The sequence below is a fragment of the Methylobacillus gramineus genome, from assembly GCF_020532675.1.
GTDB lineage: Bacteria > Pseudomonadota > Gammaproteobacteria > Burkholderiales > Methylophilaceae > Methylobacillus > Methylobacillus gramineus.
Map to the genome: position 1 here is coordinate 328,491 of NZ_JAJAVE010000001.1, position 24,103 is coordinate 352,593.

Genomic DNA, 24,103 nt, shown 5'->3' on the forward strand with positions numbered 1-24,103 from the left:
CAGGCACTACATCATATGCTGATCAATACGGAGAAATATCTACGGATAATAATGATTATCAGGCGTGAATCATTCCTGTTATAAGTGTAGTGAGTTGTTGATGTTTTGCAGGGCGAGGAGCGGGTTATCTGCTCTGGTAATTGGACGACCGATGACCAGGTAACTGGCACCCAGTTTCAGACCTTGTGATGGTGTCACGACGCGAGATTGATCATCCAGGCTGGCATCGGCAGGGCGAATGCCAGGTGTGACCAGGCAAAAATCAGGGCCGATATGTTCTCGTAGCAGCGGGGCTTCCTGTGCTGAGCAGACAACCCCAGCCAAGCCGGCTTGTTGGGTCAAGTTAGCCAAGTGCAGTACATGTTCGTGCACAGGAATATGGATACCAATTTGTTGTAGGCCGGCTTGATCCATACTGGTGAGCACAGTCACTGCAATCAGCAAGGGAGAGTGCTGGCTGCGCGCAATCCCTTCCTGTGCTGCTTCCATCATGGCAAGACCGCCTGAAGCATGGACATTGAGCATCCATACACCTAATTTGCTTGCAGCCTCACAGGCCTTGGCAACGGTGTTGGGAATATCGTGGAATTTCAGGTCCAGAAATACGCCGAAGCCTTGATCGATCAATTGAGAGACTAGTTGCGGACCTGCGGTGGTAAACAGCTCTTTACCTACCTTTAGTCTACAAAGTGCAGGATCCAGGGTTTTGGCAAGGGCGAGCGCACTGGTAGTATCAGCATAGTCTAGTGCGACAATAATTTTGGGATCGTTCATACCGCAGTTTCTTTGTTTTCAGGAGAGAGGGATTCCCATGCATTACATGCGGGACACTGCCAATGGAAGTTGCGGGCACGGAAACCGCATTGATCACAGTAATGTGCACTGCGGTTACCTATGGCATAGCGCACGGTTTGTTGCATGAGCAGCGCATCCTGCTGATTGGCATCTTCCAACAGGGATTGCGCGCGGAGGAATTGATCCAGGGTTTGCAGGCTGGGTTTGCGACTTAGCTCGTCACGTGCCAGCTTTTCTGCGCTGGCAGGGCCTTCTTCAGTCAATGTGGTTTCATAAACCAGATTGAGGATGGAAGCGAGTTTATAGGACTGTAAATAAGTCTTGAGCAGGGCAATGCCTTCGTCCAGGTTACCTTGTGCCTTATAGCTGCTGAGCAACTTTGGGGCGACCAGCCCTAGATATTCTGCTTGCTGGAATTCGACGCGTTTCCAATAGGAGATGGCAAGTTTGTGTGTGCCATTGGCAGCTTCAAGGTCTCCCAGCATGATATTGGCACGTACACAGCGTTTATCCGCTTCAATCGCTGTCTCCAGCGAATGGCGTGCCGTGTGGGTGTCATGCTCCAATATAGCCTTCATGGCAATTTCACAGTGAAACTGGGCGACTTCCTTGCGGAATGAAATGCCAGACAAACGCTCTAGTTCAATGGCGCTCTTGATGGCATTGTTCCACTCGCGTTCACGGATATAGATTTCCAGTAAAGCCCGTAGCGCAGTCTGCTTGTAGCGACTGTCATGCAATGAGGTGAACAATTCCTCTGCACGATCAAACAGGCCTGCTTTTAAGTAATCCTGGGCCAGTTCTGCCATTACAGCTTGTTTCTGCTGGTCTGGCAGCTCCTTGCGTTCAAGCAGGTTGAGATGCAGGTGGATGGCGCGATCTACTTCACCTCGGCGACGGAACAGGCTGCCCAGGGCAAAATGTAACTCCATGGACTCCGCATTGGCTTGTACTGCTTCGATAAATGCTTCAATGGCTTTGTCGTGTTGATCGCTAATGAGGAAATTCAGGCCTTTGAAATAGGCTGCAGGCAAGGCAGTAGACTCGGTCAGCAATTGATTGATATCAACACGGGCGGCCAGCCAGCCTAGTGTGAAAAAGAGCGGTAGGGCGAGCAGCCACCAGTATTCAAATTCCATGATGTAGTTCCAGGAGTGCCCCAGTGCGTGATGTCTCGGGTGTTATGTTGGATAAAGCGTACAGAGGTTATTAGCTGTTTAATTTCAGGTTTTTCAGCTCACGTTCCAGTGCCAGCAGCTTGCGTTTCTGCCTGATCAGCGAGCCCAGGCAGGCAATGATGCCTGCAATAATACCCGTGAAGAAGGTGATCAAGAGCATCAGGGAAAGCGGTGCTCGCCAAGAGTAGCCGAGGTAATAAGCCAGTTCAACAGGCGCTGAGTTCTTGAAGGCGAAGCCCAGCAGCAGGATAAACAACAGAATACTTAAAATCATGTATAGGGTGCGCATGGTTCAATTTTACCCAAGCAGACGTAAAAGCGTTAATGAATTGATGCAAAAAAGCCAAAAAAAACGGCAGCATCCATAAGGATACTGCCGTTTCTTTAGCGCAAACTGCTGCGCTTATTCACTCAGGTCAACACGTTCACGCAACTCTTTGCCTGCCTTGAAGTGTGGAACATACTTCTCAGGCACTTGTACCTTGGTACCAGTCTTAGGGTTGCGGCCTAGCCGTGGTGGACGGTAGTTCAGACTGAAACTACCGAATCCACGGATTTCGATACGCTCACCAGTAGCAAGATTGTCCGTCATTGAGTCAAGAATAGCCTTAACAGAAAGCTCGGCATCCTTGACGACTAGTTGCGGGAAACGCGCAGCCAGATTGGCAATCAACTCTGATTTGGTCATGGCTTGACGCCTTACTCGTTGTTTTTGCCGTCAAGCTTAGCCTTCAGCAACGCACCAAGATTGGTGGTGCCGGCAGAACCTGCGTCATTGCTGAATTTTTGCATTGCATCAGCTTCATCAGCCATGTCCTTAGCCTTGATTGACAAGGTGATAGAACGGTTCTTGCGGTCAATGTTGGTGATGCGGGCTTCAACTTCTTCGCCTTCCTTAAGCACTGTGGAAATATCTTCCACCTTGTCACGGGAAACTTCGGAAGCACGCAGGTAGCCCTCAACCTCGCCGTCCAGGGTAATGACTGCGCCCTTGGCTTCGAGAGACTTGACGACACCCTTAACGATAGCACCCTTGTCGTTCAATGAAGTGTAAGCACTGAATGGATCGCTATCCAGTTGCTTAACGCCCAAGGAGATACGCTCTTTCTCAACATCAATGCTGAGAACAACTGCTTCCAGTTCGTCACCCTTCTTGAAGTTGCGGATCGCTTCTTCGCCAGTTTGATTCCATGACAGGTCGGACAAGTGCACAAGGCCGTCGATACCACCAGGCAAGCCGATGAATACGCCGAAGTCAGTGATGGACTTAATTTGACCGCTAACCTTGTCACCCTTCTTGTGGGAAGCAGCAAAGTCATCCCATGGGTTGGCCTGGCATTGTTTCATGCCCAGTGACAGACGGCGACGGTCTTCGTCGATTTCCAGAATCATGACTTCTACTTCGTCGCCCAGTTGAGCGATCTTGGCAGGATGTACGTTCTTGTTTGTCCAGTCCATTTCGGATACGTGGACCAAACCTTCAATACCTGGTTCGATTTCAACGAATGCGCCGTAGTCGGTCAAGTTGGTTACCTTGCCGAACAGACGTGTACCCACTGGGTAACGGCGTGTCAGTGCAACCCATGGATCATCACCCAACTGCTTGATACCCAGGGAAACACGATTCTTCTCTTGATCGAACTTCAGGATCTTGGCTTCAACTTCTTCACCAACAGTCAGCACTTCTGATGGGTGCTTGACACGGCGCCATGCCAGGTCAGTGATGTGCAACAAGCCATCAATGCCACCCAGATCAACGAATGCACCGTAATCAGTGATGTTCTTAACGATACCCTTAACCACTGCGCCTTCTTTCAAGGACTCAAGCAGTGCTTCGCGGTCAGCGCCCATGCTTTCTTCCAGCACGGCACGGCGTGAAACCACAACGTTGTTACGCTTGCGATCCAGCTTGATAACCTTGAAGTCCCATTCCTTGTTTTCGAATGGTGTTGTGTCTTTAACAGGACGCAGGTCAACCAGTGAACCTGGCAAGAATGCACGAATGCTGTTCACCATGACAGTCAGACCACCCTTGACACGGCCATTGACCATACCCTTGATGATGCGGGATTCATTCATTGCTTCTTCAAGATCCAGCCATGCAGCCAGGCGCTTGGCTTTCTCACGCGAAAGCTTGGTTGAACCATAACCATCTTCCAGGGATTCGATACATACTTTAACGAAATCGCCTACGCTGACTTCGAGTTCGCCACGGTCGTTACGGAATTCAGCAGCCAGAATCACGCTTTCGGATTTCAGGCCTGCATTAACAATAACGAAATCATCATCGACTGAAACAACTTCAGCAGTGATCACTTCACCGGAGCGCATTTCCTGGCGAGCCAGGCTTTCCTCGAAAAGAGCTGCAAAGCTTTCCATGGAGGAGGTTGTGGTTGAAAGGTTAGCCATTAAAAAAATATCCAGATAATCCCGCCGTGCAGCGGGTCAAATTAAAAAAACCACGAATCGGTGGGATTCACGGCACACTTACTACAAAAATTTAAGCATTTATGCTTTGCTGTCTGCAATCCAGTACAGCCTGAACCGCTTGCTCTATACTAAGCGCGCTGGTTTCCAGCAATGTTGCGTTCTTGCTTTGCTGCAGCGGAGCAACAGATCTTTGCTGATCTCTCGCATCCCGGGTTTGCAAATCCTGCAAGATGTCTGCCAGATTAGCATGTATCCCTTTTTCTATCAACTGTTTATAGCGTCTTTCCGCGCGTATCTCAGCACTCGCGGTGAGAAATATCTTGGTCTGCGCATCAGGAAATATAACGGTCGCCATATCGCGCCCGTCTGCCACCAAGCCGGGTACCTGGCGAAAGCTCTTTTGCAGGCCGAGTAACGCGGTTCTTAGCTGGGGGTGTACGGCTACCTCTGAGGCGCCACGGCTGATTTCCTCAGTGCGAACAGCCTCGGTGATAATCTCCCCATTAAGCAGTATCTGACCTTGTTCAAAACGGATATTCATTTTTTCTGCCAGGGCTGCCAGCGCGGTTTCATCCTGCCAGGAAACCCCCAGGTTTTTCGCTGCTAGTGCAGTGATGCGGTAGATGGCGCCTGAGTCCAGGTAGTGATAGCCAAGCTTGCTGGCGACTATTTGGGCAATGGTACCTTTGCCTGAGGCAGATGGGCCATCAATGGCAATAACGGGGATAGGGGCTGTGGACATGGATGTGATTCAGTAATTATTTGGGCTAATGGCTAATGCTTGCAAAACGTTCAAAATAGTCGGGAAAGGTTTTGGCCACACACTTTGGGTCGTTGATGGTGATGGGTACGCCGCCTAGCGCAACCAGTGAGAAACACATGGCCATGCGGTGATCGTCATAGGTATCTATGACGGCATTGGGCGTGAGTTGGAAGGGGGGCGTGACGGTAAGGTAATCGCTACCTTCTTCGACGGTTGCCCCCACTTTTCTTAATTCAGCTGCCATCGCGCTCAAGCGGTCAGTTTCCTTGACGCGCCAGCTTGCAATGTTGCGTAGGGTGCTGCTGCCATCTGCAAACAGGGCGAGTATGGCCAGCGTCATTGCGGCATCGGGGATATGGTTGCAGTCCAGATCTATGGCCTTCAACTTGCTGCCATTGTGACTGACATCAATCCAGTGTTCACCTGCGCTGATATTGGCTCCCATTAATTCCAGTGCCTCGATGAAGCGTATGTCGCCCTGGATGCTTTTGCTACCAACCCCTTCAACTCTTACCGGGCCTTGACCTATCGCTCCTGCAGCGAGAAAGTAGGAAGCGGAGGAGGCATCACCTTCTACATGAATGCTGCCAGGGCTTTGATAGCGGCTATTGGCTGGAATAGTGAATGAGCGCCATTCATCACGCTCCACCATGACACCGAATTGCGCCATCAGATTCAGCGTAATCTCGATATAAGGCTTGGAGATCAGATCTCCTGTCACTTCTATGGTGATGGCTTCACCAGCCAGTGGTAATGCCATCAGCAAGGCGGTGAGAAATTGACTGGAAACGTCGCCGCGCACCTTGATTGGTGCAGTCGTATTGAGGGTGGAGGAATGAATGCTGAGTGGCGGAAAGCCTGGGTTGTCCAGGTATTCTATGTTGGCCCCTGCGGTATTGAGCGCATCCACCAAATCCCCAATCGGGCGCTCATGCATACGGGCAATGCCCGAGAGTTCATATTCGCCTTGCGATAAGGCCAGTGCAGCGGTGAGTGGGCGGAAGGCCGTCCCTGCATTACCCAGGAACAGTGCAGCCTGTTTTACCGGAAAATGGCCCGCAGTACCGTGTACCCGCCATTGGTGTGCACCCGTTTGCTCAAGGCCGACGCCCAGGGTTAGTAAGGCTTCCAGCATGCGCTGGGTATCATCGGATGCCAGCAGGTCGTGTATTTCGGTGATGCCTGAAGCTAGTGCGGCTAGCAGCAGGGTGCGATTGGAAATACTCTTGGAGCCGGGGAGCTTGATGCTGCCATGGGCTTTGCTGGCGGCTTGAAGGGTCAGATTTTCCATGATGAGGCCTGTTGGGGGTGCTGTTGCGCCCATTCAATACGGGCGCGACTGGCACGATCAAATAATGCAAGTAATTGATTGCCATCCTCGTTATGCAGGGACTCGCGTAATTGCGACAGCGCTTGCTGGTAAGTGTCCAGCTCTTGTAACAGGGCTTCACGGTTGGCAAGGCTGATATCACGCCACATTTCCGGTGAGCTGCCAGCAATGCGTGTGAAGTCGCGAAAGCCACTGGCCGCAAACTCAAAAAACTGGGATGAATTAGTCCTCGAGGCCAGGTCATCAACCAGCGCAAATGCCAGCAGGTGTGGCAAATGGCTGACGGCGGCAAATATGCCATCATGCTCACTTGCACTCATCTGACGTACACGAGCGCCTGTTGTTTGCCATAGCTCGCGTACGGTATTCACGGCATGAGTGTCAGTGATTTCTGTGGGCGTAAGCACGACATTTTTATTGACGAACAGGTCGGCATTAGCGGCTGCAGGGCCACTTTTTTCTGCACCTGCAATCGGGTGCCCGGGTACAAAACGGCAGGCATGCTTATCAAGCAAACGCAAGGCGTCACTTGATATATCAGCCTTTGTGCTGCCAACATCGGTAATGACGGTATGGCTGTCAAGAAAGGGTGCAATTGCACTGAAGATGGCGGGAGTCTGGGCGACGGGCGTAGCAATGACCACTATGTCGGTATTGTGTAACGCAGCCGACAAGTCGGTTGCCGACTCATCAATGATCCCCAGGCTGATGGCTTCTTGCAGACTGTCACCATGGCGACCAATACCCACCACATGCCAGCCTGGCTGGGAACGTTTGAGCGCAAGTGCAAGTGAGCCACCAATCAGGCCCACACCGAAAATAAGCAGTTTTTTCAAGTTTGTAGTGCGACAGCTGTCAGATTAAAAGCGCGATTGTATCATGCTTGACAGGCACTTCGGGGGCTGGAGACAGTTAGCAAGAGCGGCGTTTTAGTGAGTTTGACATCACTAAAACGCCGTTTGCTCGGAGACGACAAGGAGTGAAGATTCAGAGTGCGTGAAGAGTAATAAAGTTCATTGGGCACGCAAGCTTTATGGTGTATTAATCTTGTCTTGATTGATCTGGGCCATCACCCTCAAGATGTATTGGCTGCCAGGACCCATCGACCAGGCCTTCCTGGGGCAGAAAGTTTTTTTTGTAAGCCATTTTACGGCTTTCCTTGATCCAGTATCCCAGGTATAGATAGGGCAGGTTGAGGGTTCTGCACCACTCCAGTAGCCACATCACATTGTAAGTACCATAGCTGGCGTGCAGGTCGCTGGCATCATAAAAAGTATATACCGCAGAAATACCATCGCGGACAATATCCACCACGCTGACCATCTTGAGTACGCCATGGTCGCGGAATTCCACCATCAGGCTTTCTACATTGCTCTGTACCAGAAAATTGCGGTATTGTTCGGCAGTTTCCGGGTCACCGGAACCCCCTTCATGCCGTGCAATTTGGTAGGCGGAATACAGTGCAAAATGTTCTTCAGAAAATGTCAGTTCCATCAAGGATACGGACAGGGTTTGATGATGGCTCCATGCGCGTCGCTGGCTGCGTTTTGGCTTGAATTCTGTCACGGGTAAGCGCACCGGAATGCAGGCATGGCAGGTTTCGCAGTGAGGGCGATAGGCAAACTTGCCACTACGGCGGAAACCCAGCTTGATCAAGCCGCTGTATGCCTGGGCATCAATCAGGTGATGCGGCGTCGCAATCAGGGATTGTGCTGGCTGATCCTTGAGGTAGCCACAGGCGTACGCAGTTGTCGCGTAGAACTGGATTTTTTGTAGATGTTGTTCACCAGGCAAGGTCATGAAGGGTAGTGTACCAATTCATCTAGCCGTTGGGAAAATTCTGCCCTAGAAATTTCGCGCGCTCCTAGAGAGATCAGATGCGCTGTCTTCATTTGGCAATCTATCATGCCGCATCCGCCCTGCTGTAAATGCTTGACCATGTGTACAAATGCCAGTTTGGACGCGTCGGTGACATGATGAAACATAGATTCACCATAAAACATATTCCCAATGCGAACGCCATACAGTCCGCCGACCAGTTTGCCATCTATCCAGGTTTCTGCGCTGTGGGCATAACCCAATGCGTGCAGTTGGCTATAACCATCCATAATCTGCTGCGTGATCCAGGTACCATCCTGTCCATCTCGCCCAGTGTTCGCACAGGCCTGGATGACCTCGCTGAATACGGTGTTGAAGCGTACTTCATAATCTGGCTTCTTCAAGCGTTTTGACAGCGACTTTGAAATCTTGAGCTCTTGCGGAAACAAGACCATGCGAGGGTCTGGACTCCACCACAAGATAGGCTCTCCTGCGCTGAACCAGGGAAATATCCCCAATTGGTATGCTTCCAGCAGGCGTTTGGCTGACAGGTCACCATCTACTGCAATCAGGCCGTTAGGTTCTTGCAGCGCTTCACTTAATGCAGGGAAAGGGGTATTGGCGTCCAGTGCGCGTACCAATCCACCTGGCAAACGGTAATAACGGTGGCTCATCTGCCAAACAGTGCGCTAACGAATAGGTGGGAAGGGATTAAATTCAGCATGATGCATTATCCATGATTCATGCCTAGCTTATCATCTGGATGGCATGCCTGGGGTGCTTTACCGGCCTGCGTCGGTATGCTTTAATGAGCCCATGCGCTATTTACGCACTTTTGCCCTGCTATTGCTCACCATATTTCTGATCGACACTGTTTCGGCCAGTACGGTATTGCATCTGCCGTCTGCAGATTCCATGCAGCATGAACATGCAGTCCATACACAACATGATCACCAGGCAATGCAGCATGCTAATCAACATGCAGGGCATGATACAAGCAGTGCAAATTGCAGCAGTTGCCATGATTGCCTGTCCTGTTTCAGTATGTTGCTGTCTTTGCCAACATTCAATACGATCGCGAAGCCATACAGTCCTCAAGATGATGCGCGTGAGGTCATATACTTCTCTCCCGCTTTAGCCTTGTTGCAACGACCCCCTATCAACTCATGATCGCAGCGGCATTGCCGCCCTTTACCAGTCCTTGAATACAAGGCTTTTTGATCATGTACGGAGTCAGCATCATGTCATCTACTTTATCCGCCGTTGTTGCGGCATTCATTCTTGTTGTTTCTGCCACTACTTATGCAGATACCCCGCAAACTCATGACCATAGTGCTCACGATCACAAGACACCCGAGCAGCATCTGCCTTATCAGCCTGCCCTGAATCAATACCAGGCATTTGAACCATCACCAGGCAAAACCTCTGGAAAACTCCCGACGAAGCAAGATGACCATGCAGGCCATCATGAGATGGAAGGTCATGCAGAGCATGACCATAGTCAGCATATGCAACACGGGAAATAGTCCATGAATGCCAAGCGAGATATCACGATGCGCGGTAGTGCGGCATTGTTGTTATTGCTCTCCCTGAGTGCTTGCACTAGTTTCAGTCGGGATGGTGGATTTGATGATGTCAAACAAGGCGTGGGCAAGCATCTCAAGCAGACATTGAGCTGGGAGCGGGATGGCAATTCGTCCGCTGAAACTGGTGAGCGTGTCAAAGAGTTGTTGGCGCAGCCATTGAGTGTGGATAATGCGGTACAACTGGCCTTGTTGAATAACAAAGGCCTGCAGGCCAGCTATGCCGAACTTGGGATTGCTGAGGCTGACCTGGTACAAGCGGGGCGTTTGCCCAATCCTCGCTTTTCCATGCTGTATGCGCGTAATGACGGGGATTACAAGATAGAGCAGGCATTCACCATGAATGTCTTTGCTTTTATCACCATGCCTAAAGCCACAGAAATCGAGCGGCGTCGGTTTGAGCAAACCAAGCAAGCGGTCAGCCTAGCTGTGATCCAACGGGCGCAAGTAGTGCGTCGCGCCTGGGTTCATGCTGTCGCTGCCAATCAGGCAGTGAGCTATGCTGCACAGGTTCAGCAATCTGCGGAAGCTGCTGCGGAGCTTGCACGGAGAATGTATCAGCAAGGCAACTGGAGTAAGCTGGATCAGGCGCGTGAGCAGGGGTTTTATGCCGATGCGGCGCTGGAGTATGCCAGAGCGCGTGAGCAGCAGGTGAATGCGCAAGAGGAACTGGCACGGTCATTAGGGCTGGCAGATAGAGCGCTTTTTACCTTGCCAGCCCACTTGCCGGATTTACCCAGCAATGAAGCCAGCCTGTTGCAGATAGAGAAAAATACCTTTGATCTGAGGTTAGATCTACAAGCCCAGCGCCTGGAAGTAGAAACCTTGGCTAAACGCCTGGGCCTGACAAAAACCACGCGCTTTATCAATGTGCTGGAGCTGGGTCCGGCGCGAGTGCTGGAAGGGCGGCGCGGAGACGCTTACAAGAATGGCGTGGAAGTCGCATTTGAATTGCCATTGTTTGATGCTGGCAATGCGCGGGTAGCGCGTGCTGAGGCGATGTATATGGAAGCCTTGAATCACACTGCACAGGTAGTGGTTGATGCACAGTCGGAAGTTCGTCAGGCCTATAACAGCTATGGGGTACGTTACGAGATTGCCAGGCATTATCGTGACGAGATTGTGCCCTTGCGTCATCGTATCCTGCAAGAAAATCAATTACGTTACAACGGCATGCTGGTCAGTGCATTTGATCTGTTGGCGGATGTCAGGACACAAGTGGGTAGCGTCAATCAATATATAGCAGCACTGCGTGATTTCTGGCTGGCAGAGGCTGATCTGGAGTTGGCAACCGTAGGGCCGCTAGCGCTCGCTGTTGGCAATCGAAAGGAATAGGAATGTTGAACAGGCGAGATTTCTTCAAGCTGGGAGGCGCAGCACTGGCTGCTGCCAGTGTGAGCAAGGTGGCCATGGCGGCTTTGCCTGAGATCGTCAGTGTAGAGCACGCGGACACGCAGTCTCCTTTGGTGCCACACAGTGGGCGCTCTTACAATCCAGTGGTTACCCTGAATGGCTGGACATTGCCCTGGCGCATGAACAATGGCGTGAAAGAGTTTCACTTGGTGGCGGAACCGGTGGTCCGTGAAGTTGCGCCGGGAATGCAAGCCCATCTCTGGGGCTATAACGGCCAGAGCCCTGGTCCCACGATAGAAGTAGTGCAGGGGGATCGTGTGCGTATTTATGTCACCAATCGCCTGCCAGAATCTACCAGTGTCCACTGGCATGGGCAGCGCTTGCCGAATGGCATGGATGGGATTAGTGGCTTGACCCAGCCTGCGATTGCACCAGGCAAGACTTTTGTTTATGAGTTTGAGGCCAAGCGTGCCGGGACGTTTATGTATCACCCACATGCAGATGAAATGGTGCAGATGGCTATGGGCATGATGGGTTTCTGGGTGACACATCCGAAAAATCCTGAGCTGATGCGGGTAGATCGGGATTATGTATTGTTGATCAATGCGTATGACATTGCACCAGGTAGCTATACCCCCAAGGTGAGTACCATGCTGGAACAGAATTTGTGGACTTTTAATAGCCGTGTGTTCCCAGGGATTGATTCTATGGTGGCAGCCAGGGGGGAGAAGGTGCGCATCAGAGTGGGAAATCTCAGTATGACCAATCACCCCATACACCTGCATGGGCATGAGTTTGTGGTGACTGGGACTGATGGCGGCTGGACACCGCCAGCTTCGCGCTGGCCTGAAGTGACGACCGACATTGCTGTGGGGCAGATGCGCGCGATAGAGTTTACCGCCGATGAGCCGGGAGACTGGGCATTCCATTGCCACAAGAGTCACCACACCATGAATGCGATGGGTCACGAAGTTCCCACCATGATAGGCGTGGATCAGCGCGACTTGGTAGATAAAATCACGGACTTGCTACCGGACTATATGCCTATGGGAGAAGCTGGCATGTCTGAAATGGGGGAAATGTCCATGCCCTTGCCGGAAAATACACTGCCCATGATGAGCGGCAATGGGCAGTTTGGCCCCATGGATATGGGTGGGATGTTTACTACAGTCAAGGTTCGCGATGGATTGAAAAAAGGAGACTATAAAGATCCTGGGCATTACAAGCACCCCAAGGGGACAGTGGCCTATGAGGTTGATAATACGGGCTTGAGCGTCGACCGAGCGCCTGTTCATCATGAGTCGGGACAAGGAACAGAAGTTCATGATGTGCATGTCAGGAAGCCTGCTTCTCATGACCATCATTGAATCGAAGGGTCTTCTGGGCTAATGATTACATTTATTAAAAAAGAGGGTGGTATGTAATGCGTTATGTAATTAATACACCGCTGAGCGGTGTATTAATTATTGCTCAGGCGTGTAGCCAGCTTCCGTGATGGCCTCCCTGAAAAGTGCTTGATCGGCGTTACTTTCTATACTGACGGTTTTGCTGGAGATATCTACATTTACCTTGGCGTTGTTATCCACTTCTAGCGCGGCTTGGGTAATGGACTGCACACAGTGATTGCAACTAATGTCGTTCACCTTGAATACATACATTGACTTGGTCTCCATGAGGACTTGATTGGTGTGTAAGTATGACATGGTAAAGTCCAGCCTTGATCCTGCCGTTATTGCTATTTAGAGATTGTGCTTCAGTATTGTATAAGCGCAATCATGATCGATTTGCCTGAAAAAGTGCTGCCATGCCCGAACCGGATGTACATACACTTGATTTTGCCATCAGCGGCATGACCTGCGCTGCTTGTGCTGGACGTATAGAAAAAGCACTGCACAAACTGCCGGGTGTAAACGTGGCTTCGGTCAACCTCGCGACTGAACGTGCGCATGTAGAAGCCGCAAGCCCTGGACTGGCCGAGGCTGTCACGGCAGTAGTGGCCAAGCTGGGGTATGGTGCGCAATTGATTCATCCGGGAACCCGGCTGCCGGATATCAATGATGGTCAGGAAGGGTGGAAGGTCGTATGTGCTGCCTTGCTGACCGCGCCGTTAGTATTGCCCATGCTGGGTAGTATTTTTGGACAGCATTGGATGCTCCCAGGCTGGGTACAGGCCTTGCTGGCAACGCCTGTGCAGTTCTGGCTCGGAGCGCGATTTTACAGGTCGGGCTGGAAAGCCGCGGTAAATCTGTCCGGTAATATGGATTTGCTGGTGGCAATAGGCACTTCAGCCGCTTATGGTTTATCTCTCTATCTGCTATTTCGCCACCCTGAACATCTGTATTTTGAGGCATCCAGTGCCGTGATCACCCTGGTGATGCTGGGTAAATGGCTGGAAACCCGCGCCAGACGCCAAACTACTGAGGCAATACGCGCCCTTCAGGCATTACGTCCGGATACTGCCAGAGTCAGGCGTGATGGGCAGGAGCGGGATGTGCCCTTGGCTAACATCAAGGTGGGTGATGTGGTTGTGGTGCGTCCGGGCGAACGTATGCCTGTAGATGGCAGGATTGTTGAGGGCATAAGTTATTTGGATGAGTCTCTACTGACCGGGGAAAGTGAGCCGGTCAAGAAATCCCTCAATGCGCGTGTCACGGGTGGAGCAGTCAATCTGGATGGCGTCTTGCTGGTGGAAACGCTGGCTGTTGGCACAGAAACCACATTGTCGCGGATTATCCGCATGGTGGAAGATGCACAGATTGCCAAGCCTGCCATTCAGCGGCTGGTGGATAAGGTCAGTGCGATATTTGTGCCTGTGGTGCTGGCGATATCCTTGTTTACCTTGTTGGGCTGGGGTTTCTATAACGGGGCGTGGGATCAGGCTTTGCTCAATGCGGTTGCCGTGCTGGTGATTGCATGCCCATGTGCACTCGGGCTGGCAACGCCGACGGCGATGATGGCGGGTACTGGTGTGGCAGCGCGCTACGGTATTTTGATCAAGGATGCAGATGCACTAGAGTTGGCACATCGCATCAATTATGTCGCCTTCGACAAGACTGGAACGCTTACTGAAGGTAGACCTGTGGTCACGGATGTATTGGTGGCAGGCACCGATGAAACAACGCTAATAAGCCTTGCGGCCTCCCTGGAAAGCGGGAGCCATCACCCCCTGGCACAGGCTGTGCTTGATTATGCCAAACAACATGCCATCACTTTTGCGGCGGCTACCAATGCAAGGGGATTACCAGGTCGCGGACTGCAGGCCACCGTGGCAGGACGTACGGTATTCTTTGGTAATGTGCGCTGCATGCAGGACATTGGCGTTGAGATGGGGCTGCTGGATGTTCAGGCGCAAGGGTTACTGCAACAGGGACTCACCATTTCATGGCTGGCAGAGAAAGAACAGGGGCAGGCTAGATTGTTAGGTTTGTTGGCATTTGGAGATGAGATCAAGCCTCAGTCCAAAGCCGCCATCCAACACCTGCGCAAACTGGGGATTCACACTATATTGTTGACTGGGGATAACCCGGTCAGTGCACAGCGCGTGGCTCAGCAGCTTGGTATGGATGAAGTACGTGCGGAACAGTTGCCGGAAAGCAAAGCCAGCGTCATCATGGCACTGCGCCAACAAGGCCATGTGGTGGCAATGGTAGGCGATGGCATTAATGATGCGCCAGCACTGGCGTCTGCTGATATTAGCTTTGCGATGTCCAGCGGTACGGATGTGGCCATGCATACTTCAGCCGTAACCTTGATGCGTTCGGACCCATTGCTGGTGGCAGATACGATTTTGGTATCGCGGCGCACTTACAACAAGATCAGGCAGAATCTGTTCTGGGCATTTATCTACAATATGATCGGAATTCCCCTAGCGGTCTTTGGCCAGCTCAGTCCGGTCATGGCGGGAGCCGCAATGGCACTTAGTTCCGTCAGTGTGGTATCGAATGCATTATTGTTGCGTCGTTGGCGCCCAAGTGCTGGGTCTTCACAGGAGTGATAAATGCTTCAACAAATAATGATCAATCAAGTGATTGCAGGGTAGAATCTGCGGCCATGGAAATCAATCATACGATGTCAGCTCACTACATCCAGCATGATCGTGTATTTGGTATGCAGTGCTATGGTGTATTTAATATCCAGGCCATGATGTGGGCCGGGATAGCGCATCGTGATCATCATAATCGGTGGGTTTATGCGTGGATATCACCCAGGTTTCCATAAGCCCCTGAAGTGGGGCAGTCTGTGGTCGTGGCTGGTGCTGGCCTGGCTAGGCATGCATGCTTGTTTGTCTGTGGCTGAACCATCGGCGCTGGCAGGGCAATGGTATGAGGCGACAGGGAGTTCTTTCAACCAGGTGGCACATGACAAAGACAACACGGGGCTCACTCCCGTTCTCCATCCGGCCAGCAGCGGTGGACACTTTCTTTATAAAGCCGATTTCGAGCTGCCCACCAGTGCGCATTACGTCATTGATTTTAAAAGCTCCAGCGTCATAGGAAAATTCACCCACCGGATATATGACGCTCAAGGCAAGCTGCTGTCTACGCTACATGGTGGGATCCAGTCCCAAGAACCCAATCCTTATATATTGCGCCATGGCCGCGATATGATGTTGCCAGCTGGGCATTACCGGCTAGTCAGTGAGCTTGAATCCCCTTTTTTTCTTGCTCATCCTGAGCCCTATTTAGCTACGCTCAAGACTTATCAGCAGTCCATCAAGCCGGGTAATGCCATGGTGCTCTTATGTTATGGCGCCATGTTTATTCTCATGATTTATTACTCGGCCTTGGGGTATGTGCGCAAGCAGGTGACGGACTATATGTACGCCCTGTTTATTTTTGGCAACCTGTTCTATAACGGCATGGCCTTGCTGATATTGCCAGACCTGGTGGGAATACACTGGTTTTACCTGATCAGCTTTCCTATCCTGTTTTCAAATATTGCGTACATCTTGTTTGTGACTCACCTATTGGGAATCAACCAGCAAAAATACTCCATGCTCTATCGCGTGGGGCGCTGGATTATTTATGCCATGGTGATATTTATCCCCGTTTCCATACTATGGCCGCATTGGTCATTGGAGTTTGATCGCTATGGTGTTGGCCTGATCATGTTATATGGGTTGATTGCTGGCATCAGGCGCGCATGGCGTGGCCATTTGATTGCCAAGTATTACCTGGTGGCTGTAATGGCGTTCTTTGTCATCGGTTCTTATTCCATTTCGAATGCCCAGGTGCATGGTTCCAATACGATTTATATTGAGCACTTCGGCATGTTGGCAGTCACGGTGGAAATGGTATTGCTGGCCTTGGTGCTTGCACGCCAGTTTGCCCTGCTGCACCATGAAAAAGAGCATGCATTGACTTTGTCTGAGCATCATCTGCAAATTGCGCATACCGATGCACTGACCAGTTTGCCCAATCGTTATGCGCTTGATCAGCAACTGGATATGTTGCCGCCAGAAGGGGTGCTGGTGTTTATTGATATCGATGGCCTGAAATTTTACAACGATAATTTTGGACATAAGCGTGGAGATGAGCTGCTGTGCGGTTTTTCCCAGGCAGTGCAGGAGGCCATGGGCGAGACGGGGGTTCTGCATAGAATTGGCGGTGACGAGTTTGCCATTACCAGCGCATCGGGTAATGTCAGCCAATTAGAGTCGCGCCTGCAGGCCGCGATGAAGGTGCTGCATACTCGAGGTTTCGAATTTTCCGGAATGAGCTATGGTATTGCCCATGCCATGGAAAGCCGGGATGGTAACGTATTGAAATATCTTGCGGATACACGCATGTATGCCCATAAGCGCGAACGTCAGCGTGGCATGCCGCAATTTTCCAGAAAAATAACGACACAAACATAACTTTTTTAACCAGGGGAGATTTAAGATGAAGAAGTGGCCTTTGCTGTGGCCAGTGCTATTATGCCTGGCTTTACCTTTGATTGCGGCGTGGTTTGCCTATCCCGATACTCACCTGCCGCCCGGCTTCGGTGTGTTCCCACCTGATTATGTTTCCGATATGCCCGGCTTCAACCTGCTGGTGTTCACCCTGGTGGGGCTGGTCGAGATCGCATTTGCTATTTTCCTGTTGTTCCCGACCTGGTTTGGTTTCAAACAGGTGAGTCCTGGCCCGGCACCCAGCAAGCTGTCATTCCCTATCTGGTTCTGGATAGGCGCCGTATTCATGCTGTTCTTCTGGTGGCTGATGTGGACACGCATCACGCCGTTCGGTGATCTGGTCTACTATGCGTTCAGCCCAATGTGGTGGGGCTTCATTCTGGTGCTGGATGGCTTGGTTTATCGTCGGAACAATGGGATTTCGCTGGTGTCCAGCAAGCCCAAAACGTTTGCCATCAGTGCCTTGGTCTCGGTATTTGGCTGGCTGTTCTTCGAGTATTACGATTACTTCGTACTCGGCAACTGGTACTACCCCAATACGCATATTCCCGGCCTGTCGCACGAGTTGATCGTCGCTCTGTTCCTGATTGCCTACACCACAGTCTGGCCTGCGATCTTTGAGTGGTACACACTGCTCAAGACCTGCCCCAAGCTCTCTGTACGCTACAGTCAGGGGCCCAAGCTGGCATTGCCATCCAATTTGTTGATCTTGGGTGGTTTTGCGCTGATCTTCCTGATGACATTCCTGCCTTATCCGCTGTTCTGGGTGGTGTGGGTAGGCCCGATGATGGTCGTGTCTGGCGTGCTGATTCGCCTCAATATCTGGAACCCCTTCAGTGCCTTGGCTCAAGGTAATTGGGCACCCATGATATTGGTGGCACTGGCCTCGTTATTTAATGGCTTCTTCTGGGAGGTCTGGAATTACGGTAGTGCTCATCCGATGCCGGAGCTGGCAACTAACCCTAACTACTGGATCTACAACATCCCGTATGTCAATGTGATCCATATTTTCGCCGAAATGCCGATAGAAGGTTTCTTTGGGTACCTGCCGTTCGGGGTGCTGGTCTGGGTGGTCTTTATCTGGGCGGGAAATCTTCTCGGTTTCGATACCAGTATAGACCTGGATCAAAAGTAGTAGCGTAATCATCAGGAAGTAAAAAGGCCGGCGGATGCCGGCCTTTTTATGTGTGAAATCAATTTACCTTTATTGCCACTGGCGGCTGAGCATGAAATGCAGGAATAAAGCCTCATTCCTTAGTTGGGCATTGCCAAAGGGCAGTTCGGGGTTGTTATAGTTGACCTTGACCACAGGCGAGTATTCAAACCCGCCGGTGAAGGTCCATTCCGGACTGAATTTATAAGCTGCCCCTGCCGTGTAATGATGTTCGAGTATGCCTGCAATGAACGGTGTGGTTGTCGCCCGAGGAATCGGGTTCTTTCCGTAGTTGTAGCCCGCATATAGCGTTGTTTTGTCATTGAGCTCATATGCCAGGCCCATTGCGATCACGACCTGGTTGTGCCAATCCAGGCGATTGATATTTGACAGTTGTTGTGGGACAAAAGCACTATCTGGATTCTTGGCGCTTAGGGTGGTCGCTTTCAAAGCATCTGCCCAGTTAATCCAGTTAATCTTCACCGCCAGGAGCCAGTCAGTGTCAGGCTTCCACGCCAAACCGACTGCTACTTCCCGTGGCGTGGCAAACCCTTCCAGCTTTGCATCATCGTAATGGACGGTTTGTGGGCCAATGTTAAGTGCAAACGTTCCACCAGTCAGTGGCAGCTTGGTTTTTTCTGTGTAAGCTGCGCCAAATGTAAGCGTGGGGCTGAGTTTGTATTGCAGGCCCAACTTGAAATTGGGGCGTATGCCATCTACATCCGCAATTTTGACACCGCTTGTGGTACTAGGCGTGTCACGATAGAGCGATTGCTGGAGGCTGGCGTAAGTAAGGCCAATGGTTGCGCCCAATGACAGATTGTCTGTTACCTGGCAGCCCATGCCCATGGCAATCTTGGCGATACCGAATTTTGCAGAAAAATTATCCTGGGTGCCCGATGAGGTATTGATGTTGCGGAACACACCACCAGCTCCCCCTTGCACAAAGGTTCCAATACCCGCAGTACATGGCAGGTCATTCAGTGACTGAGCGTAACTACCTCCTGCCAGAGGAGTGTAACGGTTGGATGCATGGACATCGTTACCATATTGGTCTTCGTGGGAGAGATCCAATGTGCGCAGCAAGCTACCGAAGCCATTGAATACCTTGCCGTGAATTTGCGCCAGGCCTGCCGGGTTGGTGTTGATCGCAGATGAATCACGGGCAACTGCCACGTCGGCCCCGCCCATTAACAGGGATTCACCGCCGAAACCAATCAGGTTGAAGCCATTGGTGGCATGCGCAGGTAGCGCCAGGCTGAGTAACAAGGTTGCCGCTCCCCGGCCTGCTTGTTGCGCTGTCAGGCGCATGAGTCTGGTAGTCATTGAGTAATTGCCTGATTTATCAATTGATTTTAGAAATTTTTACTGTACTTTTATCATAGGGCTGGCATTCCAAGGTAAAATGCACCCCCTATGGAATCACCTCGTTTATTAAGCGCCTATCGCCCCTATTGGGCCAAGCGTTTCGGCACATCCCGCATTTTACCCATGAGTCGCGCTGAAATGGATATTTTGGGTTGGGATAGTTGCGACATTATTCTGGTCACGGGCGACGCCTATATTGATCATCCAAGCTTTGGTATGGCCTTGATCGGCCGTCTGCTGGAAGCCCAAGGCTTTCGTGTAGGAATTATTGCACAACCGGACTGGCAGTCAGCAGATCCTTTCCGTGCCTTGGGTAAACCCAACCTCTATTTTGGTATTACCGCTGGCAATATGGATTCCATGGTCAACCACTATACGGCTGACCGCAAGATACGTTCTGATGATGCGTACACTCCAGATGCGGTTTCGGGCAGGCGTCCTGATCGTGCCATCCTGGTCTACTCGCAGCGTTGTCGTGAGGCCTTTCCTGGAGTGCCGCTGGTGATTGGGAGTATTGAGGCATCTTTGCGCCGTATTGCCCATTACGATTACTGGTCAGACAAAGTCCGTCGCTCGGTCTTGGTCGATTCCAAGGCTGATATCCTGATTTATGGCAATGCTGAACGTGCCTTGGTGGAAATCAGTCACCGCATTGCCAAGGGTGAAACTCTCAGCGACATTACGGATATTCGTGGTACCGCGTTTTTACGCAAAGTCCTGCCAGAAGGTTGGCAAGAGGTGGCATCCACGGCACTGGATCGCCCAGGAAAAGTGGATACCCCGGTTGACCCCTATGCCATGGAACCTGCGATGGAAAAAACCGGTGCCTCTTGTGCATCGACTTCCGCGGCTGCAGCTGCTGCGGCTGATTTGGGCCCTGGAGTGCAGGCCATTACCATTGTGCGCAAGCCGAAGGCAGACCGCAGCAAACAATTCATTCGCTTGCCTGATTTTGAGGAAGTTGCGCGCAATCCAGTGCTGTATGCGCATGCCTCACGCGTATTGCACCTGGAAGCCAATCCCGGCAATGCGCGCGCGCTGGTTCAGCGCCATGGTGACCGAGAAGTGTGGCTGAATCCGCCGCCGATTCCTTTGACCACCAAGGAAATGGACTACGTCTACGACCTGACCTATGCGCGTACGCCGCACCCGGTTTATGAAAAAGCCCGAATCCCTGCCTGGGAGATGATCCGCTTTTCGGTCAATATCATGCGCGGTTGTTTTGGCGGATGTACTTTTTGCTCGATCACGGAACATGAAGGCCGTATCATCCAGAGTCGCTCTGAAGAGTCTATTCTGAAGGAGATCGAGGAAGTTCGCGATAAAGTCGAGGGTTTTACTGGCACAATCTCTGATCTTGGTGGCCCTACAGCCAATATGTATCGACTGGCCTGCAAGAGTGAAAAAATCGAGAAATCCTGTCGCAAGCTGTCATGCGTATTCCCCGGCATTTGTGAAAATCTTGATACCGACCATTCCGCCTTGACCCAGCTTTACCGCAAGGCGCGCGCCATTAAAGGCATCAAGCGTATCCAGATCAGTTCTGGTTTGCGCTATGACCTGGCGGTGAAATCACCCGAGTACGTCAAGGAGCTGGTGCAGCATCACGTGGGCGGTTATCTCAAGATAGCGCCTGAGCACTCTGAAGAAAATGTGCTCAACAAAATGATGAAGCCGCGCATGGATGCCTATGACGAATTCAAGGCCATGTTCGAGAAGTTCTCGCGTGAAGCAGGTAAGGAGCAGTATCTGATCCCTTACTTCATTGCGGCACACCCGGGCACCACAGATGAAGACATGCTGAATCTGGCGCTCTGGCTCAAGAAGTATGATTTCAAGCTCGATCAGGTGCAGACATTCACGCCCACGCCGATGGCAATGGCGACGGCCATGTATCATTCCGGCAAAAACCCGTTGCGCAAGGTGACTGAGGATAGTGAAGATGTGCCTATCCCCAAAGCGGGTAATGTGCGCCGCCTGCATAAGGCGTTTATTCGCTATCATGACCCCAACAACTGGCCAATGCTGCGTGAGGCACTGAAAAATATGGGCAGGGAAGACCTGATCGGGAATAGCAAGAAACACTTGATTCCAGCCTGGCAACCGATTGTCGCCAAGCAGCCTGTGCCTGCCAATGGCAGTCGCCGTCCGGCCAAGGTGCCGTTTGCTGCTGGGAGTGGCAAGCCCGGGAATGGTAAGCCTGGTGTTTCCAGACCGGCTTTAGGCAAGCCGGTGGCCGCAAAGCCGAGCCAGGGTAAACCGGTCAAGAAAAACAACCGCCCACATCGCTAGGGAAACCAGGTGGATCAACTATTTTCTTTTAAAAGCCTCTTGCGAGGCTTTTTTTCTGTGCTGGCAATGCTGCTGCTATCTCAGTCAGCCATTGCGCGCGATATACCCAATATCCCGGTGACTGAAAATGGCATGCTATGGAAGCTGGAATCCAGGCAAGGCACCATCAGTTATTTGTTTGGCACGATACACACCGATGATCCACGAGTGACCAACCTGACTGAGTCCGTGACCAGGGCGCTCGAAGGGAGTGACGTGTTCTTGATGGAAATACTGCCTTCCAGTGACACGGCGCCTTATTTTATGCGTGATATCAGCCTGGACCAGTTGGTGAATCAGCAGGAGCTGGAAAAAGTCTTTGAGCTTGCCGATTTTCATGTGATTGACCGCGATCTGGTCTTGCGCATGAAGCCCTGGCTGCTTGCCATGGTATTTGATCTGCCTAGCTCGCAATCTCCTTATACCCTGGATGTGCAGCTGTATATGCAAGCGCAGCGGGCGGGGAAAAAGGTACAGGCATTGGAAAGTGCCAGTGAGCATTTTGGTGCACTGGAGAATATCAGCAGAGAAGAACAGTTATTGATGCTACGCAGTGTGCTGGCACGCAGCCAGGAAGAGAAAGAGGCGGATTTCGAGCGCCTGATCAGTGCCTACGAGGCTGGTGATTTGCGTAAAGTTGGCGAGCTGGATGAGCAGATGACAGGAGATACCCTGCCTAAAGCTTTGTGGGACAAGCTCAGGGTGAAATTGCTGGATGAGCGCAATGTGCTGATGGCTGAGAGGATTGAAAGTGCCGCCATGAAAAAGGCGGTGTTTGCCGCAGTGGGGGCGGCGCATCTGCCAGGAGAGGGCGGGTTGATCACGCGCATGAGGCAAAAAGGTTTCAAAATCAGCCCGGTTCAATTGCTTTCTCACTAGGAGGACATTGCCTCCATCATCTCAAATAGTCAGCTTCGGTGGAGGCCAGTGTTTTTTTGCCGTTTGATAGCAAACTGATAGACGCGGCGTTTTTTCCACCAGATAAGAATACCGGTAATAATCAGCATGGTCACTGCAATGCCACTCACCGCAATCATGATGCGGCCAGCGAGTCCAAAAGCCTTGCCTGAATGCAGGGGAAACATCCATGCCGTGAAGGTGTCCCCCGCTGTGTTCCCTGTCTCCCACTGAATGCTATTGGCTAGGCCAGTCCTGGCATCAATGACGACATAAGAGTATCCCAGGATATCGAGCCAGATGCCTTTGGCGCTAAAAGAGACATGAAATTGATGCAGTTCTGCAGCGTAATACACACTCTGCACCTGAGCCTTGATATGACTTTCTTCTAAGTATCGTTTACCGATGAGCACCGCGTCTTGAAATGTAATTTGTTCTGTTGACAGTGTCAGCTCAGTATCAGTCGCCGCAGGCAGTCGAACTGAAATGGGAGAGAATATGTTGACGACTGGGGCAAATACCTCCTCATAAAGATTGAGGCGCACGGACGATACAGCCAACACAAGCAGCAGCATCCATAGCCATAGTCCACTTGCGCGATGTAGGTCGTAATTCATGCGAATTGATCCTGTGGAACGTTTGATTAGCCAGGCTTGTTTCCATGACGACCAAGAAAATTGTTTACGTGGTAAGGTTAGGTACAAGCCGATAAAACAATCAAGCGTCCAGAATATAGCGACCATGCCGAGTAGCCAGATGCCCCATTTTCCAGGTAAAAGTAATGAGTAGTGCAGCTTGTAAATCAGGGGAATGAGATTGTCGCGAGTGAACGCTGGATCTCGTGTATTGCGTTTTCCAAGTTCGAGGCCAGTGTATGGGTTAATAAATATTTTGTTATGCGTCACGGCATCGTCGCCTGGCCATGATTGCAAATAGAATATTGCGCTGTGATCTGGCTGTGCGTTCAGGTTGATCTGGTTTACTCGGGCTTGTGGGTGGCGCGAGGCAACTATGTCCCGGAGCTTATAAGGGGAAAGCGGCTCATTTCCCGTTGGCAGGACCTTGAATAGGTGCGGGTTAAGCCAGCTATCCAGCTCATGCTCAAATGCAATGATGCTGCCAGTCAGGGCGGCAATCGCTAAAAAAGCAGCGATGGCCAGCCCACCATAACGGTGTATAGCCAGCAGGACCCCTCTGGTCGACATGTGATA

The 24,103-nt window shown here is 51.4% G+C and carries 22 protein-coding genes; 9 read left to right on the forward strand and 13 right to left on the reverse strand.

Features of this window, described 5'->3' with window-relative positions; translation table 11 throughout:
- Positions 1 to 78: 78 nt before the first annotated feature.
- From pyrF to aat, 10 genes are all read right to left on the reverse strand, one after another.
- Positions 79 to 774 carry an orotidine-5'-phosphate decarboxylase gene (pyrF, locus tag LG201_RS01575; RefSeq protein ID WP_226770431.1) on the reverse strand — a complete coding sequence of 232 codons (696 nt, stop codon included), beginning with the start codon at positions 772 to 774 and terminating at the stop codon, positions 79 to 81.
- On the reverse strand, positions 771 to 1,934 hold the full coding sequence (gene lapB / locus LG201_RS01580; RefSeq protein ID WP_226770432.1) for a lipopolysaccharide assembly protein LapB: 1,164 nt from the start codon (positions 1,932 to 1,934) through the stop codon (positions 771 to 773). The genes pyrF and lapB overlap by 4 nt, the downstream gene beginning before the upstream one ends.
- Positions 1,935 to 2,004: 70 nt before the next feature.
- Positions 2,005 to 2,247, reverse strand: coding sequence for a LapA family protein (locus LG201_RS01585; protein ID WP_226770433.1), 243 nt, complete (start codon positions 2,245 to 2,247; stop codon positions 2,005 to 2,007).
- 129 nt (positions 2,248 to 2,376) lie between these two features.
- Positions 2,377 to 2,661 (reverse strand): integration host factor subunit beta, encoded by a 285-nt coding sequence (locus tag LG201_RS01590; RefSeq protein WP_226756978.1) that lies wholly within the window; start codon positions 2,659 to 2,661, stop codon positions 2,377 to 2,379.
- Positions 2,662 to 2,672: 11 nt separating this feature from the next.
- Positions 2,673 to 4,382 (reverse strand): 30S ribosomal protein S1, encoded by a 1,710-nt coding sequence (gene rpsA, locus LG201_RS01595; RefSeq protein ID WP_226770434.1) that lies wholly within the window; start codon positions 4,380 to 4,382, stop codon positions 2,673 to 2,675.
- A gap of 91 nt (positions 4,383 to 4,473) precedes the next feature.
- A complete protein-coding gene (gene cmk, locus LG201_RS01600) occupies positions 4,474 to 5,145 on the reverse strand; it encodes a (d)CMP kinase (RefSeq protein ID WP_226770435.1) in 672 nt (223 codons plus the stop codon).
- A gap of 25 nt (positions 5,146 to 5,170) precedes the next feature.
- Positions 5,171 to 6,457: a 3-phosphoshikimate 1-carboxyvinyltransferase gene (gene aroA / locus LG201_RS01605; RefSeq protein WP_226770436.1), complete on the reverse strand. Its 1,287-nt coding sequence runs from the start codon at positions 6,455 to 6,457 to the stop codon at positions 5,171 to 5,173.
- Entirely contained in the window at positions 6,445 to 7,332 is an 888-nt protein-coding gene (locus LG201_RS01610) for a prephenate dehydrogenase (protein ID WP_226770437.1), read from the reverse strand. Before LG201_RS01610 ends, aroA begins: the two co-directional genes overlap by 13 nt.
- A 205-nt stretch (positions 7,333 to 7,537) precedes the next feature.
- Entirely contained in the window at positions 7,538 to 8,296 is a 759-nt protein-coding gene (locus tag LG201_RS01615) for an arginyltransferase (RefSeq protein WP_226770438.1), read from the reverse strand.
- Positions 8,293 to 8,988, reverse strand: a complete 696-nt coding sequence (gene aat, locus LG201_RS01620) for a leucyl/phenylalanyl-tRNA--protein transferase (protein WP_226770439.1) — start codon at positions 8,986 to 8,988, stop codon at positions 8,293 to 8,295. The genes LG201_RS01615 and aat overlap by 4 nt, the downstream gene beginning before the upstream one ends.
- A 142-nt stretch (positions 8,989 to 9,130) precedes the next feature.
- Between aat and LG201_RS01625 the strand changes: the two genes are divergently transcribed.
- From LG201_RS01625 to LG201_RS01640, 4 genes are all read left to right on the forward strand, one after another.
- Positions 9,131 to 9,484 (forward strand): hypothetical protein, encoded by a 354-nt coding sequence (locus tag LG201_RS01625; RefSeq protein ID WP_226770440.1) that lies wholly within the window; start codon positions 9,131 to 9,133, stop codon positions 9,482 to 9,484.
- A gap of 71 nt (positions 9,485 to 9,555) precedes the next feature.
- Positions 9,556 to 9,840 carry a hypothetical protein gene (locus LG201_RS01630; protein WP_226770441.1) on the forward strand — a complete coding sequence of 95 codons (285 nt, stop codon included), beginning with the start codon at positions 9,556 to 9,558 and terminating at the stop codon, positions 9,838 to 9,840.
- Positions 9,841 to 9,843: 3 nt separating this feature from the next.
- Positions 9,844 to 11,232, forward strand: coding sequence for a TolC family protein (locus LG201_RS01635; protein WP_226770442.1), 1,389 nt, complete (start codon positions 9,844 to 9,846; stop codon positions 11,230 to 11,232).
- 2 nt (positions 11,233 to 11,234) lie between these two features.
- Entirely contained in the window at positions 11,235 to 12,617 is a 1,383-nt protein-coding gene (locus LG201_RS01640; RefSeq protein ID WP_226770443.1) for a multicopper oxidase family protein, read from the forward strand.
- Between the two features lie 96 nt (positions 12,618 to 12,713).
- Here LG201_RS01640 and LG201_RS01645 read toward each other — a convergent pair whose 3' ends face one another.
- Positions 12,714 to 12,953, reverse strand: a complete 240-nt coding sequence (locus tag LG201_RS01645) for a heavy-metal-associated domain-containing protein (RefSeq protein ID WP_226770444.1) — start codon at positions 12,951 to 12,953, stop codon at positions 12,714 to 12,716.
- Positions 12,954 to 13,054: 101 nt separating this feature from the next.
- On the opposite strand from LG201_RS01645, the gene LG201_RS01650 reads away from it, so the two are divergent.
- The 3 genes from LG201_RS01650 to LG201_RS01660 all read left to right on the forward strand — a co-directional run bounded on the left by LG201_RS01650 (position 13,055) and on the right by LG201_RS01660 (position 18,278).
- Entirely contained in the window at positions 13,055 to 15,244 is a 2,190-nt protein-coding gene (locus LG201_RS01650) for a heavy metal translocating P-type ATPase (RefSeq protein WP_226770445.1), read from the forward strand.
- 171 nt (positions 15,245 to 15,415) lie between these two features.
- Positions 15,416 to 17,107, forward strand: a complete 1,692-nt coding sequence (locus LG201_RS01655; RefSeq protein ID WP_226770446.1) for a sensor domain-containing diguanylate cyclase — start codon at positions 15,416 to 15,418, stop codon at positions 17,105 to 17,107.
- Between the two features lie 25 nt (positions 17,108 to 17,132).
- Positions 17,133 to 18,278, forward strand: coding sequence for a DUF4175 domain-containing protein (locus LG201_RS01660; protein ID WP_226770447.1), 1,146 nt, complete (start codon positions 17,133 to 17,135; stop codon positions 18,276 to 18,278).
- A 69-nt stretch (positions 18,279 to 18,347) separates the two neighbouring features.
- Here the strand turns inward: LG201_RS01660 and LG201_RS01665 are convergent, their stop codons facing one another.
- The gene (locus LG201_RS01665; RefSeq protein WP_226770448.1) at positions 18,348 to 19,622 is read right to left on the reverse strand and encodes an OmpP1/FadL family transporter; all 1,275 of its coding nucleotides are present in this window, start codon (positions 19,620 to 19,622) and stop codon (positions 18,348 to 18,350) included.
- Between the two features lie 90 nt (positions 19,623 to 19,712).
- Here LG201_RS01665 and LG201_RS01670 point away from each other — a divergent pair, with 90 nt between their 5' ends.
- Both LG201_RS01670 and LG201_RS01675 read left to right on the forward strand, forming a co-directional pair.
- On the forward strand, positions 19,713 to 21,956 hold the full coding sequence (locus LG201_RS01670; protein WP_226770449.1) for a YgiQ family radical SAM protein: 2,244 nt from the start codon (positions 19,713 to 19,715) through the stop codon (positions 21,954 to 21,956).
- 9 nt (positions 21,957 to 21,965) lie between these two features.
- Complete coding sequence (locus tag LG201_RS01675) at positions 21,966 to 22,874, forward strand: TraB/GumN family protein (protein WP_226770450.1); 909 nt, start codon at positions 21,966 to 21,968, stop codon at positions 22,872 to 22,874.
- A gap of 29 nt (positions 22,875 to 22,903) precedes the next feature.
- Here LG201_RS01675 and LG201_RS01680 read toward each other — a convergent pair whose 3' ends face one another.
- Positions 22,904 to 24,097 (reverse strand): PepSY-associated TM helix domain-containing protein, encoded by a 1,194-nt coding sequence (locus LG201_RS01680; RefSeq protein ID WP_226770451.1) that lies wholly within the window; start codon positions 24,095 to 24,097, stop codon positions 22,904 to 22,906.
- Positions 24,098 to 24,103 lie beyond the last annotated feature (6 nt).

Bases quoted from the DNA above. Each gene is read 5' to 3' on its own strand.
- LG201_RS01585 (WP_226770433.1), bottom strand. From the start codon at position 2,247: ATGATTTTAAGTATTCTGTTGTTTATCCTGCTGCTGGGCTTCGCCTTC.
- LG201_RS01640 (WP_226770443.1), top strand. From the start codon at position 11,235: ATGTTGAACAGGCGAGATTTCTTCAAGCTGGGAGGCGCAGCACTGGCT.
- LG201_RS01670 (WP_226770449.1), top strand. From the start codon at position 19,713: ATGGAATCACCTCGTTTATTAAGCGCCTATCGCCCCTATTGGGCCAAG.
- LG201_RS01660 (WP_226770447.1), top strand. From the start codon at position 17,133: ATGAAGAAGTGGCCTTTGCTGTGGCCAGTGCTATTATGCCTGGCTTTA.
- LG201_RS01645 (WP_226770444.1), bottom strand. From the start codon at position 12,953: ATGTCATACTTACACACCAATCAAGTCCTCATGGAGACCAAGTCAATG.
- LG201_RS01650 (WP_226770445.1), top strand. From the start codon at position 13,055: ATGCCCGAACCGGATGTACATACACTTGATTTTGCCATCAGCGGCATG.
- LG201_RS01625 (WP_226770440.1), top strand. From the start codon at position 9,131: ATGCGCTATTTACGCACTTTTGCCCTGCTATTGCTCACCATATTTCTG.
- aat (WP_226770439.1), bottom strand. From the start codon at position 8,988: ATGAGCCACCGTTATTACCGTTTGCCAGGTGGATTGGTACGCGCACTG.
- LG201_RS01635 (WP_226770442.1), top strand. From the start codon at position 9,844: ATGAATGCCAAGCGAGATATCACGATGCGCGGTAGTGCGGCATTGTTG.
- LG201_RS01615 (WP_226770438.1), bottom strand. From the start codon at position 8,296: ATGACCTTGCCTGGTGAACAACATCTACAAAAAATCCAGTTCTACGCG.
- LG201_RS01665 (WP_226770448.1), bottom strand. From the start codon at position 19,622: ATGACTACCAGACTCATGCGCCTGACAGCGCAACAAGCAGGCCGGGGA.
- LG201_RS01630 (WP_226770441.1), top strand. From the start codon at position 9,556: ATGTCATCTACTTTATCCGCCGTTGTTGCGGCATTCATTCTTGTTGTT.
- LG201_RS01590 (WP_226756978.1), bottom strand. From the start codon at position 2,661: ATGACCAAATCAGAGTTGATTGCCAATCTGGCTGCGCGTTTCCCGCAA.
- lapB (WP_226770432.1), bottom strand. From the start codon at position 1,934: ATGGAATTTGAATACTGGTGGCTGCTCGCCCTACCGCTCTTTTTCACA.
- cmk (WP_226770435.1), bottom strand. From the start codon at position 5,145: ATGTCCACAGCCCCTATCCCCGTTATTGCCATTGATGGCCCATCTGCC.
- pyrF (WP_226770431.1), bottom strand. From the start codon at position 774: ATGAACGATCCCAAAATTATTGTCGCACTAGACTATGCTGATACTACC.
- LG201_RS01680 (WP_226770451.1), bottom strand. From the start codon at position 24,097: ATGTCGACCAGAGGGGTCCTGCTGGCTATACACCGTTATGGTGGGCTG.
- aroA (WP_226770436.1), bottom strand. From the start codon at position 6,457: ATGGAAAATCTGACCCTTCAAGCCGCCAGCAAAGCCCATGGCAGCATC.
- rpsA (WP_226770434.1), bottom strand. From the start codon at position 4,382: ATGGCTAACCTTTCAACCACAACCTCCTCCATGGAAAGCTTTGCAGCT.